A 15,418-nucleotide genomic window follows, 5' to 3' on the forward strand; every position below is an offset into this window, starting at 1 on the left:
AGCATCGGTGAGGTGACCGACTCCGGCTGCGGCGGCGGAGCGGGACGCGTGCGCCCGGGCTGAGACGATCAAAATGTAAGTCATGTGACTTACAAAGTCAGCAACCGGCTAGCTTGACGCGGGTCACAACAGAGGAAGCCAGCCGAGGAGGCACCCAGGTGGCACGGTCCGACGCTGCCCGCACGGCTCTGCTGGACGCGGCCGAGCGCCTGTTCGCCGAGGCCGGCATCGCCCAGGTCTCCGACCGGAAGGTCGCCGAGAGCGCGGGCAACACCAACCACTCCGCCGTGCGGTACTACTTCGGCGGCCGGGAAGGGCTGCTCCAGGCGCTGATCACCCGCCACCTCGTCGCGCTGGAGCCCCCCCGGCGGGCGATGTTCGCCGGCTCCGACTCGCTCCTGGAGGACGTCCGCAGCCTGGTGGTCCCGTTCACCGACGCGTTGGGGGCGTTGCCGCAGCCCAGCAGCCGGGCCCGCTTCCTCGCCCAGGCGCTGCACGACCCGATGGCCGCGGGCCTGCTGGGCGATTCGACGGACCTGGCACCATCCGCTTCCGCGATCACCCATTCCGTGGTGGCTCGTCTCGACCACCTGGACCGGGACGTCGTCGTGGGGCGAGCGAGGCTGATGACCCGGATCGTCTCGACGACGTGCGCGGACGTCGAGCGGCTGTCCGACCACGACGGCGCGGCCCCCTCCTGGCAGGCGGTGGGCGACTTCCTCGCCGACGCGATCGCCGGGATGCTGTCGGCTCCTGTCACCCACCGGCCCGGCGTCCCGCTGGACGTGACCGACCACCCGGCCGCCCTGGTGCTGTGACGCACCAGGGCCGCGCCGGGCCGGCGGCAGACATGGCCGCCGACCGCAGGCCCTGTCGATCTCGATGACCCGGGCGCCGACATGTGGCCAGACCGGCCGACCCGAAGCCAGCCGAGATCCCCGATGTCGTGATGGGCGCGCCCGAACACGTCGAAGGCGGGCCGACCTGGTGGTCGACCCGCCCCTGACCTGCAACTGCTTCTGTCGGGCTGACAGGATTCGAACCTGCGACCCCTTGACCCCCAGTTTCCTGCGTGGGGTCCGCCGCCGTTCACCCCGATACGGTTTTCCCTGGTCAGCGCGTCACCACGTCCGCGGTCGTCCACCGCCGTTCGGACCGCGTTGCTGTACCGGTTGCTGTACTTCTTCCCCTGCGCTGGGCATGCCTTCTCTGCAGCGGGCAGGGAAGAACCCGACGCGGCGGCCGGGCTGTGCGTGGCCCTGGTCAGTGCCTACGACGGCGACACGTACCGGCTGCTGATCGACCTGGCTGGCCTGCTCGAAGCGAGCGTGGCGTACGTCGATCGACTCACCGTCGAAGCCCACCTGGAACGGTTGCTGTCCGACCCCGAATGGTCGGCCATCACCTCCAGAAGCACCGCACTGGCCTTCGACGAGCACATCGGGAACGCCGGCACGATTCGCACCGACTGGATGACGACGTACTGCTCCAAGCCGGCCTCCCGGTCAGACCCCAGGCAACAGCCTCCCGCCGCCCTCACCCCCGCATCAGCGCTGGCGATGAGGACCACCCAGACCTGCTCGAGCTGCGGTCACACCGCCGACTACGCCAGCGCGCCGCTGGCCGATACGCACGATTCCCGACACTCCTGCGTCAAGCACCTGCTGGCTCTGGAACGGGCCGCTCGTCGCGCCATGCAGGACCCAGCACGTCCACGGCACCAGGGCCGCCTACGTCAAAGACCGGTGCCGCTGCACCGCGTGCACCGTACGGAATGTCGACTACGACGGCTCGTGACGGCCGATTGCGGAAGAGCGCGAGCGCCACGCCGACCCCAGCTCCGGTCCGGACTCGACGATCTGGAACCGGAGGCCGCGCCGCGCCGGGTGACAGCCGATCGACAGACCGGCCTGACCTCCGCCGACGACCAGCACGTCCAACGCCGGCCGGACCGGTCCGGCCGTCATCGGACTGGCTCCGAGCGACGGGCCACGTTGAAGCTGAACATCATGCCGCTCTCGGCATGTTCGGCGATGTGGCAGTGCGTCATCCACAGTCCCGGGTTGCTGACGTCGAGCAGGACGTCGATCGTCTGACCGGCCCGCAGCAGCACGGTGTCCTTCCACACGAGGTTCGGCTCCGGTGCACCGTCCCGGGACAGGACGAGGAAGCGCCCGGCCCCGTGAACATGCCAGGGATGGTGCATCGGGTGATCCTGGTGAATCTCGTTGACCAGCCGGATCTTCACCCGGTCCCCGACGGTGAACGCCCAATCGATCGCCTGGTTGACGGCGCCGGACTCCCGGTCGACGAGCTGCCAGATCATGTTGTCCGGATTCGATGCACGGTTGATGTCGGGCATCAGGTCCTGCCATTCGAGACCGTCTCCGCCGCCGTGGGCGTGGAACTCCCCGGCCGCATGTGAGGCAGCAGGTACCGCGTCCGACGGCACGAGCTCCATCCCGCACTCGGGGCAGGTCGACGGTTTCGCCGCGGTGACATGGGGGTGCATCGGGCAGACGTAGGACGACGCAACTGGAGCGTCCTCGTCGTACAGCAGCGGCATCTTCGACACGAAAGCCAGTACCTTGTCGGGCTCACGGTCGAGGTGGTGCTCGATCATCCGGCGCTCGGCGGTCAGTTCCGGGTCGGTCCGCAGCGTGGCGAACGCCCCGGCCGCGGCGCCGCCGCCGTTGGCTGCCGGTGCGACGGTGAACGCGCCCAGGTCGTAGGTCTGGTCCGGGGTCCGGTGCTCCAGCCGTACCTCCCCCGGGGCGTCGAAGAGCACGTCGACGACGGCCCGCTCCGATGGCGCCAGCAGAACGTCTTTGATGAACGTCTCCCGCTCGTAGCGGCCGCTGTCCCCGCCGACCAACTTCATCCGGGCTCCGCGCAGCGCGAAGTCGAACAGCCGGGTGTTGGCGGTGTTGACCAGGTACAGGCGCACGACCTCGCCGGCTGTTGCCGTCCCCGCGAAGGCCGTCTCGCCGTTGATCAGCAGCACGTTGCCGAACCGGCCCATCGCGGTGAAGTTCGGCCCGACCCGCGAGAACGCGGCGATGTGCCCGTCCTCGACGAGCAGGTCGTCGAGGGTGAACGTCAGCTCCCGGTCGACCTCCGGCCAGTACTCGGGGTCGGTCGGGTCAACGACGAGCGTTCCGTAGAGGCCCATCTCCTGCGCGAAGTCCTCGCGGACGTGCGGGTGGTACCAGTAGAAGCCGGCGTCGGGGAACTGCACCTGGCAGCTGTAGCCGCCGCCCACCGGGATCGGCTCCTGGGTCTCGTGCGGGACGCCGTCGAAGCGGTTCTCCAGCCGGAGCCCGTGCCAATGCACCGTGGTCTCCACGTCGCCGTGATTACGGATGTCCACGGTGATCTCGGCTCCCTGTGGGACGCGGAGCGTCGGGCCGGGAATCGAGCCGTTGTAGGCCAACATCCGCAACTCAGCGACCGAGCCTGCATCGCCGATGTCCTTCCCTTCCAGGTCCTTGCGCACCGCGCCGATCGACAGGCCGAATCGGCTTCCGTCGGCCAGCCGCACGGTCTGCGGCCGGGAGACCTGAGCCAGCCCGACCGTGTCTGTCGAGAACAGGTCGTGGTCAGTGGTCATGGTGCGTTCCTTCCGACGTCGAGCCGAGGACGAGCGGGGCCGGGCGCTCAAGGGGAGCCGGTGCAGCTGAGACAGGCCTACTGGTGGCCGTCGAGGGAGATCAGCTGTGCGGGTGGTGCGGACGCGGGGCACGCTTCGGAGGCTGCCCGGTCATGACGCGACCGGCCCGTCCGCGCAAGCGACGCGGGACTGCGCTCGGTCCCGGAGGAGCCGGTGGTGGGCGACGGGGCCGTCCTCGGCGATGCGTTCACCGAACTCGGCGGGCACGCGTGTGCTGGCCATCGCTTCTCTCCGATCTGATGAGCTGGAGAGGGGGGACGGCTGGCGCGGCCGCAGGAGTGACCGCGCCAGCCGGGTCGTGCGCAGGCCGTGCGGTGGTGTCAGGCGGCGATGGGCTCACTGTCGGTGCTGTTGGCGGCCGGGCTGTCGGCGGGCTTCTTCAGCAGCACGGAGGTGAGGACAGCACCGACGGCGGCGATGCCGGCGGCGCCGAGCAGAGCGGCCGAGAACCCGTCGGTGAGGCCGGACGGGTTGCCGATCTGGTCGGCACCGAACGCAGCCGCGACCGCGGTCATCGCCGCCAGGCCCAGCGCGGAGCCGATCTGGTAGCTGGTGTTGACGATCCCGGCGGCCAGGCCGCCCTCCTGGGGCGCCGCAGACGACAGCGCGGTGCCGAGCGAGGGGATGAAGGCCATCGCCATGCCTGCGGCGGTCACCAGCGACGCGGGCAGGATGTCGACGATGAAGCTGCCGTTGGCGTCGATGAACGACAGCCACACCAGGCCAGCGGCCAGCGTGGTGAGACCCGAGATGGTCATCGCGTTCGGGCCGAAGCGGGCGATGAGCTTGGGGGCGACCGCGACCATCCCGATCATGATCGTGATCGTCAGCGGCAGGAGCGCGGCGCCGGACGCGAACGCACCCAGGCCGAGGATCTGCTGCAGGTAGAGGTTCACGAAGAAGAACATCGGAATCCAGGCGGCGCCGAGCAGGAGTTGCGCGACGTTGGCTGCAGCGAGGTTCGGTGCGCGGAAGATGCCCAGGCGCATCAGCGGCTGACGGAGCTTGGCCTGCAGTGCGACGAACACACCGAGGAACGCGAGGCCGCCGAGGCCGGCGAGCAGGGTGCCGCCGGAGGTCCAGCCGGCTTCAGGGGCGCGGACGATCGCGAAGACGACGGCGCCGAGGCCGAGCGTGGCGGTGGTTGCGCCGGCGAGGTCGAGCGAGCCGCGGCCGGTCATCCCGGCCGGCATGACCGAGCGGGTGAGCAGCAGCACGACGGCGGCCACCGGCAGGTTGATGAAGAACACCCACGGCCAGGACGCGTACTCGGTCAGGACTCCGCCGAGGAAGACGCCGGCGGTGCCGCCGGCAGGTGCGGCCGCGCCGTACAGGGCGAGGGCCTTCGGGAGCTCGCTGGTGCCGCCGAACACCTGGAACAGCAGGGTGAGCGCGGCCGGGGCGATGAGGGCTGAGCCGGCGCCCTGGATCGCGCGGCCGGTCAGTTCGACGGCGACCCCGTTGGCCAGGCCGGCGACGATCGAGCCGACGGCGAGGACCACCCAGCCAGTGGTGAAGACGCGGCGGGCGCCGAACAGGTCGGACAGCCGTCCACCGAGCAGCAGCAGCCCGCCGAAGGCGATGACGTAGGCGTTGAAGACCCAGCTGAGGTCCTGCGGGTCGAAGCCGAGGTCGGCCTGCATCTTCGGCAAGGCGACGCCGATGATCGAGGTGTCCATGATGACCATGAACTGAGCGGCGGCGATGAGCGCGAGCGCCAGCCGGCGCCGGCTGCTCGTCGAACTCGCCGCGGGTGCGGTGGTTGTCATGACGGTTCCTGTCTTCTGCGAAGGACAGCCGGCGGTGGCTGTCAAGAACGCAGGTTCGCGAAGCCCTCTGTCCTGCCGCTGTCCTCGCTCTGTCGTCCTCGCCACCGCACGTCGGCGACAGCTGCGGTCGTCGAGGTCCGTACCGGTCCTGTCAGGTTGCGTCCGTCGCCGTGGCACGTCTTCCGCTGCCCGTACTGTCGCCGCACTCGTGTGCGAGGCCTCAGGCGCCGTCGGCGCAGACGTCAACGACACCCCGTCGTGTCCCCCGTTGGGTTCTCCACCCATGGCAGGCACGGCGTGTCGTCCTCTGTCGCGTATCTGCCGCTGGACAGCGCGCTTTGCCCTGCCGTTCGGACCCCGAGGCCGTGCTGACCGCACGTCTTGACGATCAGCGACTCGTCGACGTCAGCAGAGCCTGCGTGGACGCCCGGCTCCGGGAGCCACCGCTGGCGGCTGCGCCGGCCGGCACGACGACGAACACCAGGCCAGACCGCTCGCCGTCTCCCCCCGATGGCGCGCCGTGGCGATGCGCAACGTCCGCGTCCAGCTCGTCGACGGCGGGTGGTCCGGTCTCACCGTGCCGCCCGGTGTCTGGTCTACGCCAGGTGGCACGTGAGTCCAGCGGTGGCCACATCGGCGTTCCGCGGCGTGCCATCGGGTGCGAACAGGGCCGGCGAGCTCTGCTCGCACTGGCGCCAGCGACGCTGCTGATCAGCCAGCAGGCCGACCAGCACTAGAACAGCCAGAACGACACCGACCACAGCGGTCGCCGGCAGGGTCAGCGGTGAGGCCGTGTCGACCGCCAGGCCACCGAGCACACCGGCGATGACCGCGGTCAACGCAGCGACGGCCGTCGCCTGGTGCGTCCAGTGGTGCCAGCCAGTGAGCCGCTGACCGGCGTGCCGCATGACAACGTGCTGGTCATCGCCTGCGCCCAGCAGCCAGTACTTGCGGGCCTCCGGCCCGGCGACGTCGAAGTAGAAGCTGCGGATCCGGCCGATCGCGCGGGCGTAGTACGCGTCGTGGACGGCCAGGTCGGCCAGGCGCGCGTAGCTCATGACGCCGAGCATCAGCAGCGCTGGCAAGACGGAGAACGCGAACACCAGGAAGGTGTCGCCGAACCGGTCGAGCTGGGCGACCAGCGCCAGGGCGACCAGTGCGCCGCTGACGGCGGACAGGAACAGCGAGCTGCGTCCGTTTGCCTCGATGACCGTCGACGAGCGTGAGGCCTGCAGCGTGTAGTGCTCGGTCGTCAGCGCAGACATCAGCGCGCTGCTCGGCACCGTCTCGCCGGACGGGCGCAGACCTTGCCCGCGCGGTTCGGGGATGTTCATGGCGGACTCCGGGGCTGATGGTTCTGGGACGCGACAGGGCTTGCGAGTCAGGTGGCACGTGGCTCGTCGGGCAGGTCGATGACGATCGCGGCGGAGGGCACGTCGAAGGTCAGCTGGCAACCGTCGCAGATGATGCGGAGCGTCGTGGTGGTCATCCCCGCTCCCGGGCCTCGTGTCGCTACTGGGTTGCGATGCACACGGTCGACCGAGGCGCTGTCCCTGCCCTGTCCCACTTCTGTCACCGGAACGGACCATCTGGTCCCGGGCGCCGTCCCCGAGCGCGTCGGTGGACAGCGGACGGACAGCGCCGCGAGGCACCGTAGGTGGCGTCAGAAGAACGCCCGCTGGACGAAGGTGAGCGCGATGCCCGAGGTCAGGCTCTCGGTCGGCTCGATGCAGTGCAGGCACTGTGTGCGCGAGGTGACCGGCTGGCTCCGTGACGTCGGCGGCGTCGAGACGATCATGGCCGACGCGAAGACCGGCACGGTGGTCCTCGGCGGCACGATGACCATCGCCGACGTCCTGACCGTGTTCGCCGGCTCCGACTACACCCCGCAGGTCGTGGACGCAGCGCCGGCTACCGAGACGTGAACTGCCCGGACCTCGCGACGTCCATCGAAGCTCGAGGCGCACCCAGCCGGACGGCCGCCCCGGCTACTTCGTCGACCTGACCCCACAGGTCGTCGAGCTCGGCCTGCTCCTGCGGCGGTGCCGGGCGCGCCGACGCCTGCCGAACCTCGACGGCCTCGTTCAGCCGCACCTGCGCCTCGTCCCGCTGACCCATCGAGGCCGCCACGCGCGCCAGACCTTCCAGGCCGGTCGCGAGCAAGGTCGGTTCGCTGTACTGCTGCCCGGCAGTGTGTACCTGCGTGTACCGCTCGGCGGCGTCGTCCAGCAGCCCGTCGCGCCAGTCGCACCATGCGACACCGGCGAGTGCGTGCCCGCCCCACAGAGGGGTGCCCAGTTGGGTCAGGCCGCGCACCGCCTCCTCGAACAGCGGCCGGGCCGTCGCCACATTCCCATCGATCTGCGCGATCTGCGCCCGTCCCAGGCCGGCGAGGACCACACCTGCGGCGTCACCGACCTCCTCGGACGCAGACGCAGCTCGGTCGAACGCGGCCGAGGCCGCCTCGCGCTCGCCGAGACCCAGCAGCGCGACCCCGAGGTCGGACAGCGCCCACTGGGCGGTGTTGAACACCCCTGCCGAGCTCGACACCTCGATCGCCTGCTCGAGGACGGGTATCGCCTCGGCGTACCGGCCGAACTCCTTCAGCCCCCAGCCCAGGTGGTAGAGCACAGCTGACAGGCCCCAGGCGTCATCGAGCCGCCGGAACGCCTCCGACGCGGTCCGGCCCATCGCCCGCGACCGCGGCTCGTCGCCTCGGCGCATGAAGTTCTGTAGGCGGACGAACGCGACGACCGCGTGACCCCAGTGGTCCGCCTGGGCGGAGAACTGCTCCTCCGCCTCGGCGAGCAGCTGTACGAAGCGGCCGGGGTCCGAGCCGTTGAGCAGCTCGACTGCGAGCAGCACCTTCGACAGGGCAGCGCGATGCGCATCACCCTCGGCCTCGAACAGCTGCAAGCTCTCGAGCGCCGTCTCCGCACAGCGCGGGCTCGGATGCACCAGGCAGGCCCGTGGACGCTCGACGATCGACACCGCCTGCAGCGCCCGGGCTCGTGCCTGCTGGCTCCCGCCGGGAGTGGCGATGAGCTTCGACAACACCTCGCGGCCTTCGACGTGCCGTCCCAGGTGCCAGAACAGCGCGAGCGAACCGGCTAGTCGAAGCCCGTCTTCGACCCGGCTCGGGTCGGCCGACAGCCTCGCCAACGCTGCACGCAGGTTGGGGTGCTCGTTGCGCAGCCGCTGCAGCGCCGCCCGCTGTCCGTGACCGCGCAGGCTCTGCTCGGCCTGCTCAGCGACGTGCCGGAAGAACGTCGCGTGCAGGGCTGCTGTGTCGTCTCGCTCTCCGGAGGCGTCGAGTTCCTCGACTGCGTACTGCCGCAGCGTCTCGAGCATGCGGTACCGCGACGGCGAGCCGGGCTCGAGCACGACCATCGACCGGTTGACCAGGTGGTCGAGCACGTCGAACACCTCACCGGCGGGGATGTCCTCGCCCGCGACGACGGTTTCGGCTGCCTCGAGCGTCCAGCCGCCGTGGAAGACGGCCAGGCGCCGGAACGCCTGCTGCTCGGGCTGCGACAGCAGCGCGTGGCTCCACTCGACGGTCGCGCGCAAGGTCCGCTGCCGGGCCTCTGCGGTGCGCCGTCCGCTGGTGAGCAGGCCGAAGCGGTCCCCCAGTCGGCCTGCCAGGTCCGGCAGCGACAGCGACGACATGCGTGCCGCAGCGAGTTCGAGCGCGAGCGGCAACCCATCAAGCTGCCGGCACACCTGCGCCAGCGCCAGCAGGTCCGGCTCCGACAGAGGCAGGCTCGCGCGGACAGCCGACGCCCGCTCGACGAACAGGACAGCAGCTGGGAACTGCAGCACCTGCCCGGCGGGCGTCCCCTCGGGCGGCACCGCAAGCGGCGCGACGCTGAGCTGCACCTCGCCGGGAACGGCGAGGGCTTCCCGGCTGGTCGCGAGCACGGTGACGTGCGCGGCCGCGCCGAGGATGGAGTCCACGAGCGTCGCGACCGCGTCGATGACGTGCTCGCAGTTGTCCAGCACGAGCATCAGCCGCCGGTTCGCGAGGTAGGCAAGGAGGCGGGCGCGTACCGCCGCATTCGGGTCGGCACCGTCGAGCGGCACGCCGAGCGCGTCCGCCACCGCCAGCGGCACGTCAGCCGGGTTGCTCACCGCCGCCAGCCGGGCCAGATGGACATGCTGCTCGAAGTGGTCGGCGAGCTGGTGCGCAGACGCCATGGCCAGTGACGTCTTCCCGGCGCCGCCCGGGCCGACCAAGGTGACGAGGCGCTGACGGGTGAGCGCGTCGCTCAGCTGCGCGAGCTCGTCGTCGCGTCCGATCATCCGCAGAGCAGGGATCGGCAGGGTCCGCTTCGGTCCGGTGTCGGCTTCCTGGCCGACCGCCGGGGTCTGCGCTGCTGACGCGGCCGGTCCGGCCTCGGCACCAGCCGAACCAGCCGTACCGGGCTGTGCAGGCACGGCTGCGAGCGCATCGTCCTGCTCGAGGATGCGCTGGTGCAGCGTGCGAAGCGCAGCGGAGGGCTGCAGCCCGAGCTCGTCGTCGAGGTGACGGCGGGTGCGGGCGAACACATCGAGCGCGTCCGCCTGCCGCCCGGCCCGGTACAGGGCAGTCATCAGCAGACCAGCGATCGCCTCCTGCCCGGGGTCCCTCGCGACGGTCGGCTCGAGGTCGGCGGCGACCTCGACGTGCCGGCCCGCCACCAGGGCCGCCTCGGCCCGCTCGGTCAGCGCAGCCCGGTGCAGCTGATCCAACCGGGCGGCCTCTACGGTCGCCCAGCCCTCGCCGGCGAAGTCAGCGAGCGGATCATCACGCCACAGCGCCAGCGCCTCGTCGTACAAGGCCAGCGCGTCACCTGCAGCGGTTCTACGCGCGGCGGTGCGCGCGGCCTGTACCAAGCTCACGAATCGGTGCAGGTCCACGCGGTCGCGGTCGACGTCGGCGCGGTATCCGGATGCCTCCCGAACGATGACGTCGACGCCGTGCGCGGCGAGTGCTCGACGCAACTTCGACACCCGCAGCTGCAGGGCGTTCAGCGGGTCGGCCGGCAGGGCGGACTCCGACCACAGCCGGTCGATGAGCGAGCTGGCGGCGACGGTCCGGCCCGGTGAGAGCAGCAGCAGGGCGAGCAAGCCGCGCTCGGCCGCCCCGGGCAGCTTCGCTGGCTCATCGTCGACGCGCAGCTGCATGGCGCCGAGCAGGCGGAACTCGATCTCGGTCACGGCGCACTCCCTACTGGGCGTCCGCAGTCTGCACCCACGCGAGCCACTCCTACAGGAAATGGGGCACCGCTGTCCGGACGCTGTCCACGACCGTGGCATCCGGCCGGCGCCGGACAGCGCGGCGACAGCCCCGGCCGCGACTGTGACGCCCGGCCGGCACGCCGCCGGCACCAGATGAAGGAGGACCTCATGAGCATCGAGACCTACACCGTCACCGGGATGACCTGTGATCACTGCAGCAGCTCGGTCAGCGCCGAGGTCAGGGGGGTCGCCGGCGTCACCGCAGTAGACGTCGATCTGGCGACCGGCACGGTCACCGTCACCAGTGAGCAGCCCGTCAGCACCGACAAGATCAGTGAAGCGGTCGAGGAGGCCGGCTACACCCTCGCGTCCTGAAAGCCGCGCTCCGGCGGAGCCCAGACCCCTGCTCCGCCGGAGCGCGGACATCAGCCGGCACCCCACCCGCCCAGCCACGTCCGCCCAGCGCATCGCACCCTCGTGCCGGATCCATCGACTCCCCCGGCCACGCAGGCCTCACCGCACCCGGCCCCGCCGCGCTCGCCTGCCGACCAGCGATGCGCACCGGCGTCGAAGCCAGGGACGTCTTCGGAGGCGTGCTGCGGCGCAGGTTCACCACCGGGTCGAGCACCACCGCCCCGGCCGGCGTCCACGACCACACCCAGCCCGGGCGTGACCTCATCCCTGTCCGGGTCCCGCCGCATCCGCTGACCCGCGACCCGCCACCTGCCACCTGCCAGCACCTGACCGAGTCCAGTCAGCACAACACCATCCGGACAGCGCCCGGACAGCGACGCTGAGCAGCCTCACCACCGACCCACCCGCACCGGGAGCGCGCCCGACCAAGCCAGGAGCAGCCATGACCACCACCGCCGAGCCCACCCAAACCGCCGGGTACAGCGACGACGCGCCGACGGTCGTGCGCCAGCTGGAGATCACCGGCATGACGTGCGCCAGTTGCGTCGGCCGCATCGAGAAGAGCCTCAACAAGGTCGACGGCGTCGCAGTCGCCCAGGTCAACCTCGCCACCGACGTCGCCACCGTCACCTACGACCCGAGCACGGTCGATCTCGGCGACCTCATCGGTGCTGTCACCGCCGCCGGGTACGGCGCCACCCCCAAGCAGGAGGCGAAGAATGGCGGGCCAGCTGCGCCCACGACGGCGACGGGCGGAGACGACACCGCTGAGCGCGACCGCGAGCTGAACCGCATCAAGCGCAAGTGGCAGATCGCGCTGGCCACCGGCCTCGGCCTCATGGGCTTGATGTACTGGCCTGTCCACATCGACACGATGGACTGGCTCATGCCGGCGATCTTCGTCGTCGCCACCGTCGTCCAGTACTGGGCCGGCAAGAGCATCTACGCCAGCGCCTGGCAGGCCGCCAAGCACCGCAGCACCAACATGACCACGCTCGTCGCGCTCGGCACCGGTGTTGCGTGGACGTACAGCACCTTCGTCACCCTGTGGCCCGCGCAGGCTGAAGAGCTCGGGCTGCCACTGCACGTCTACTACGAGACGTCCCTGATCATCGTTGCGCTCGTGCTCGCCGGGAAGTGGATGGAAGCCCGCGCGAAGAAGGCGACCGCTGCGGCCGTCACCGCCCTCGTCGGCCTCGCCCCGAAGACTGCCCGGGTCGTGCGGGACGGGCTGGAAGTCGACATCCCCGTCGAGCAGGTCGCCGTCGGGGACATCGTCCGCATCCGACCTGGCGAGAAGATCCCCGTCGACGGCGTCGTCGCGACCGGCACCACCACCGTGGACGAGAGCATGCTGACCGGCGAGAGCCTCCCGGTGGACAAGGCCGAAGGCGACCAGCTCATCGGCGCGACCATCAACACCACCGGCACCGTCCTCATGCGCACCACGGCCGTCGGCGACGACACCGCCCTCGCGCAGATCGTCCGGCTCGTCGAGGACGCGCAGGGCAGCAAGGTCCCGATGCAGCGCCTGGCGGACAAGGTGTCGTCCGTGTTCGTCCCGGCCGTCATCCTGACCGCGCTGCTCACCGCACTGGCATGGGCGGTGTTCGGCCCCGACGGCGAGAGCATGACGATGGCGATCACCACCTCGATCGCCGTGCTGATCATCGCCTGCCCGTGCGCCCTAGGCCTCGCGACACCCACCGCCGTCATGGTCGGCACCGGCCGTGCGGCCGAGCTCGGCATCCTGATCAGCAATGGCGAAGCGCTCGAGCAGGCACGCCGGCTGACCGCCGTCGTCCTCGACAAGACCGGCACCATCACCCAGGGCAAGCCGGCGCTGACCGACGTCACCGTCGTCGACGGCTGGACCTCCGACGAGCTGCTTCGCCTGGTCGCAGCCGCTGAGACGGGCAGCGAGCATCCGGTCGCGCAGGCGATCGTCACCGCCGCCCGGGACCGTGGCCTCACGCTGCCGCCCGTCGACGGCTTCGACTCCATCCCAGGGCACGGCCTCGTCGCGACCGTCGACGGCCACCGGCTCCGTGTTGGCAACGCCGCCCTGATGGAGCACGCCAGCGTCGACGTCAGCCACTTGGGGGCGGCCGCGCTCGCGCGGGCCGAGCAGGGCGACACCCCGATGTACGTCGCCGTCGACGAGCGCGCCGCCGGTCTGGTCACCGTCGCCGACACCGTCAAGACCGAGAGCCCCGAGGCGATCGCCCAGCTCATGGCCCTCGGTCTGGAGGTGTGGATGATCACCGGCGACAACGCCGCTACGGCCCACGCCGTCGCCCGTCAGGTCGGCATCGACAACGTCCTCGCCGACGTGCTTCCTGCCGACAAGGCCGCCAAGGTCGCCGACCTGCAGGCGCAGGGTCACGTCGTCGCCATGTCCGGCGACGGCGTCAACGACGCCGCCGCGCTCGCCCAGGCCGACCTCGGCATCGCCGTCGGCACCGGCGCCGACGTCGCCATCGCCGCCTCGGACATCACTCTCGTCGGCGGCGACCTGCGCAGCATCGTCTCGGCGATCGCCCTGTCCCGCCGGACCGTCAGCGTCATGCGGCAGGGGCTGGCGTTCGCCTTCGCCTACAACGTGCTGCTCATCCCGGTCGCCGCCGGCGCCCTGTACTGGTTCGACGAGCTGCTGCTCGACCCGGTGCTCGCGTCCGCGGCGATGGCGATGAGCTCGGTCAGCGTGCTCACCAACGCGCTGCGGCTGCGGCGGTTCCGCCGGCCGGAGACGGTGCACGAGATCGAGCACCCGCCGGTGCGGCAGCGGATCGGGCAGTACGCCTACCTGACCGGCATCGCCGTCGTCGCCGTCGCGATCGGCACTGCACTGACCGCCGTCTCCCGGATGGAGTTCGCTGAGCGCGGCATGAACGGCACGCTCGCCTGGATGCAGACCACCGGCATGCCGATGCGGCCGGCGATGAGCGTCATGATGACCGCCGAGGTCGACCCGGCGTCGGCCGACGACGCCGGCGTGAACGTGCAGCTCGACGTGCCCGACAGCCCCCGCCTGGGCGTGCCGACCCGAGTCACGGCCACGGTCGTCGACGCCCAGACCGGCGAGCCGATCGAGGACATCACCCACAGCCACGAGGCGTGGATGCACCTCATCGCCACCCGCGATGACCTCGGGACGTTCGCGCACGTCCACCCGGAACCCACGGGCGAGGCGGGCGAGCTCGCTGTCGACCTCACCTTCCCGACCGCTGGGCGGTACATCGTCAACACCGAGTTCCGGCAGCAGGGCCAGATGAGCGATGTCCACCAGCGCCAGTACGTCACCGTCACCGGCGACGCCCCGGCGCCGGTGGTGCTGACCGAGAGCCCGCGGGAGATCGTGGTCGACGGCGTCCGCGTCGAGCTCGGCGGTGATGCCGTCGTCGGTGAGCCCAGCGACCTGCACTTCGAGTTCACCGACGCGACCAGCGGCGAGCCGATCGACAACCTGCGGCCGTTCCTCGCGGCTGCCGGACACGTCGTCGTCATGCGGGCCGACGGAACGACCTTCGCCCACGAGCACGCCGAGACCGAGGACGGCAGCGGCCGGCCCGTGTTCGCCACGCCGGGCACCACGTTCGGGCCGGAGCTGAAGGTGCACGCGCAGTTCGACACCGTCGGCACCTACCAGCTGTGGGGCCAGTTCCGCACCGCGGACGGCGACGTGCTCACGGTGCCGTTCACCGTCGACGCCCGCTGACCCACCCCGCAAGCTGCCGGCGGCCGGCCGCATCCCCACCGGTCGGCCGCCGGGCCACCACCCACCCGTCACCACTGACCGCTGGGCATCGCCATGCCCGAGTACAACGGCATCATCATCGGCGCCGGCCAGTCCGGACTCGCCGCCGGTCACGCCCTCCACACCACCGGCGTCACCTTCACGCCGCCCGAGGCCGGCGAGCAGCCCCGTGGGTCGCGGCCGCCGAGCAGGGAGCGCCCGAGCTGCGCGCACACGAGCGCGACGGGTGGTTCTGCGTGCTGGCCGGTCGGGTGCGCCTGCTCCTCGCCGGTCACCGGGTGATGCGATCCCCCGTCACCGCAACTCTCCGCACGCTTGGTGCCGTGCGCCGACCGCTGCCGGGACCGAATCGGAACGAGGAGACGGCAATGACCATCACGGCGTCGCTTCTCACGCGGGCAACCGGTGGGTCCGCCGTCCTGTCCGGCCTGCGGTACGTCGTCATCCAGCCCATCAATCCGCAGGAGAACGTCGCCACGGTCACCGGCACCGCCTGGTGGTCGCGCAGAAGCAAGAGCAACGAGGTCCACGTCCGATACCGCCTCGGATTCGGCACCGGCATCCCCAGCTGACGGCGTCCCCTGCGTC

Annotated in this window: 10 protein-coding genes; 5 read left to right on the forward strand and 5 right to left on the reverse strand. The window is 70.9% G+C overall.

The genetic code is table 11. The annotated features are described in order from the left end of the window. Positions 1-158 precede the first annotated feature (158 nt). Complete coding sequence (locus tag O2W20_RS10435; RefSeq protein WP_269172696.1) at positions 159-818, forward strand: TetR/AcrR family transcriptional regulator; 660 nt, start codon at positions 159-161, stop codon at positions 816-818. A gap of 963 nt (positions 819-1,781) precedes the next feature. Here the strand turns inward: O2W20_RS10435 and O2W20_RS22780 are convergent. From O2W20_RS22780 to O2W20_RS10450, 4 genes are all read right to left on the reverse strand, one after another. Next, entirely contained in the window at positions 1,782-1,967 is a 186-nt protein-coding gene (locus tag O2W20_RS22780) for an FAD-dependent oxidoreductase (protein WP_442928945.1), read from the reverse strand. Next, a complete protein-coding gene (locus O2W20_RS10440; RefSeq protein WP_269172695.1) occupies positions 1,964-3,610 on the reverse strand; it encodes a multicopper oxidase family protein in 1,647 nt (548 codons plus the stop codon). Before O2W20_RS10440 ends, O2W20_RS22780 begins: the two co-directional genes overlap by 4 nt. A 380-nt stretch (positions 3,611-3,990) precedes the next feature. Beyond that, the gene (locus O2W20_RS10445; RefSeq protein ID WP_269172694.1) at positions 3,991-5,439 is read right to left on the reverse strand and encodes an MFS transporter; all 1,449 of its coding nucleotides are present in this window, start codon (positions 5,437-5,439) and stop codon (positions 3,991-3,993) included. 596 nt (positions 5,440-6,035) lie between these two features. Then, positions 6,036-6,773 carry a hypothetical protein gene (locus O2W20_RS10450; RefSeq protein WP_269172693.1) on the reverse strand — a complete coding sequence of 246 codons (738 nt, stop codon included), beginning with the start codon at positions 6,771-6,773 and terminating at the stop codon, positions 6,036-6,038. A gap of 363 nt (positions 6,774-7,136) precedes the next feature. Between O2W20_RS10450 and O2W20_RS10455 the strand changes: the two genes are divergently transcribed. Then, positions 7,137-7,364 (forward strand): heavy-metal-associated domain-containing protein, encoded by a 228-nt coding sequence (locus O2W20_RS10455; RefSeq protein WP_269172692.1) that lies wholly within the window; start codon positions 7,137-7,139, stop codon positions 7,362-7,364. Here the strand turns inward: O2W20_RS10455 and O2W20_RS10460 are convergent. After that, positions 7,351-10,638: an AfsR/SARP family transcriptional regulator gene (locus O2W20_RS10460; protein ID WP_269172691.1), complete on the reverse strand. Its 3,288-nt coding sequence runs from the start codon at positions 10,636-10,638 to the stop codon at positions 7,351-7,353. The two genes, O2W20_RS10455 and O2W20_RS10460, sit on opposite strands and share 14 nt — an antisense overlap. A 189-nt stretch (positions 10,639-10,827) precedes the next feature. Between O2W20_RS10460 and O2W20_RS10465 the strand changes: the two genes are divergently transcribed. The 3 genes from O2W20_RS10465 (at position 10,828) to O2W20_RS10475 (ending at position 15,402) form a co-directional block, all read left to right on the forward strand. Further along, a complete protein-coding gene (locus O2W20_RS10465; RefSeq protein WP_269172690.1) occupies positions 10,828-11,034 on the forward strand; it encodes a heavy-metal-associated domain-containing protein in 207 nt (68 codons plus the stop codon). A gap of 481 nt (positions 11,035-11,515) precedes the next feature. Beyond that, positions 11,516-14,791, forward strand: coding sequence for a heavy metal translocating P-type ATPase (locus O2W20_RS10470; RefSeq protein ID WP_269172689.1), 3,276 nt, complete (start codon positions 11,516-11,518; stop codon positions 14,789-14,791). 407 nt (positions 14,792-15,198) lie between these two features. Further along, complete coding sequence (locus tag O2W20_RS10475; RefSeq protein WP_269172688.1) at positions 15,199-15,402, forward strand: hypothetical protein; 204 nt, start codon at positions 15,199-15,201, stop codon at positions 15,400-15,402. Positions 15,403-15,418: the final 16 nt, after the last annotated feature.

Origin of the sequence: Modestobacter sp. VKM Ac-2982 (assembly GCF_026967935.1) — a bacterium.
In the GTDB taxonomy this organism is placed as follows: domain Bacteria; phylum Actinomycetota; class Actinomycetes; order Mycobacteriales; family Geodermatophilaceae; genus Modestobacter.